A 1,580-nucleotide genomic window follows, 5' to 3' on the forward strand; every position below is an offset into this window, starting at 1 on the left:
AAGAGACAGCGCCCCCACCGTCCCGCCGCACCGCGCTCACCGTCACCGTCGCGTATTCCACCACGAACTCGCCGCCGGCCGCGTCGATCTCCGCGCCGATGGCTTCTTGCAGCGCGGCCACGGTCTCCGGCGGCATCAGCGCGTGGCCGCCGAAGGTGGGGAAGAGGTCCAGCCACTCGGCTCGGGTGTAGGTGCGTCGCCATTCGTCGCGCCATCGGTCGGCCTGGTCGAAGCCGTTCTGCTGGAGGAGGTCGGCGGTGCTGGTCAGCAAGGGTGCGTAGATGTCCCTGGTGTCCTGGACCCCGCTGTCGCGCAGTCCGCGCTGGTACATGGGCGCCTCGGGCAGGATGGTGGCGTAGGCCTGCGCGAAGGCCTCGGTGAGGTCCGGGGGGACCTGGAAGGCGTTCCAGAACAAGGCGATGCGTCCGCCCGGGCGGAGCGCGCGCGCTGCTTGCCGGGCGCCGGCGGTCGGGTCGACCCAGTGCCAGGTCATGCCGGCCGTGAGGGTGTCGAAGCGGCGGTCGGCGGGGTCCCAGTCTTCGAACTTCGCGACCTCGACGGTCACGCCGCTCTTCGTGGCGAACGCCGCCATGCGCGGGTCGGGCTCGATGCCGGTGACGGTGCAGCCCGCGGCCTGGAGTTGGCGGGCGACGATGCCGGTGCCGCAGCCGACGTCCAGGACGGTGCGGCCGTCGGGTTCGGCGGCGATGCGGTCGATGAGGTCCTGGGGATAGCGGGGGCGGGCTCGGTCGTAGTGGGCGGGGTCTTCGCCGAAGGACTGCGCGATGGCGGACTTGCCGGGCTGCTCAGCGGGGGTTTCCGCGGGTATAGTGGTCATGTGCCCACTTTAGTGGGCGCGTGCCCACTCGTCTATCGATGTCGAAGGGAACTGCCGCCGTGCCGACCGGCGTTGCCATCCGCGACCCCCGCCGACAGCTGTTCGAGGCCGCCGAGCGAGTCTTGCTCCGGGCCGGGCCCGCGGCCTTGACCAGCCGGGCGGTGACCGACGAGGCCGGCGTGGCCAAGGGGGTGCTGCACCGGCACTTCGCCGACTTCGACGCCTTCCTCGCCGACTACCTCATCGACTGCGCGCGGCGCGTGGCGGAGCGGGACGGGCGGCTGCGGGCCCGGGCCGGCCAGGGCGATCTCGCCGACAACCTGGCCGAGGTGCTGACCGAGTTCTTCGGCTCGGTGGCCCAGCACGTCCTGGTGCTGGTGACCTTCCGCGACGGCCTGCGGGCCCGGCTCCGCGCGGCCGGGGTCCCCGGCCTGCCGGTGCTGACCGAGGGCACGCGCATGGTGGCCGGCTACCTGGCGGCCGAACGCGCGCTGGGCCGCCTCCCCGCCGAACTCGACACCGACCTCAAGACCCTGATGCTGGTGGGCTCGGCGCAGCTGGCATTCGCCGAGCGCGGGGACGGACCGCTGACGGTCGGCGAGGTGCGGCGGTTCGTCGCGGACGCACTGGGCCTGGCATAGCCGCAGCCGAAGCCGTGGTCGCGGTCTACTGGACCGCCACGCGCGAGGTCAGCTGCTGGCGCCGCTACTGGGCACGCCGCCCCCACCAGTCCCGCCCGGAC

The 1,580-nt window shown here is 73.0% G+C and carries 2 protein-coding genes; one reads left to right on the top strand and one right to left on the bottom strand.

Features of this window, described 5'->3' with window-relative positions:
* Positions 1-838, bottom strand: an 838-nt coding sequence (locus KGQ19_RS48550) for a class I SAM-dependent methyltransferase (protein WP_212022417.1), incomplete at its 3' end; no start/stop codon positions are given.
* Positions 839-897: 59 nt separating this feature from the next.
* Here KGQ19_RS48550 and KGQ19_RS48555 point away from each other — a divergent pair.
* Positions 898-1,479 carry a TetR/AcrR family transcriptional regulator gene (locus tag KGQ19_RS48555; RefSeq protein ID WP_212022419.1) on the top strand — a complete coding sequence of 194 codons (582 nt, stop codon included), beginning with the start codon at positions 898-900 and terminating at the stop codon, positions 1,477-1,479.
* Positions 1,480-1,580: the final 101 nt, after the last annotated feature.

The sequence above is a fragment of the Catenulispora pinistramenti genome, assembly GCF_018274385.1.
GTDB classification, from domain to species: domain Bacteria; phylum Actinomycetota; class Actinomycetes; order Streptomycetales; family Catenulisporaceae; genus Catenulispora; species Catenulispora pinistramenti.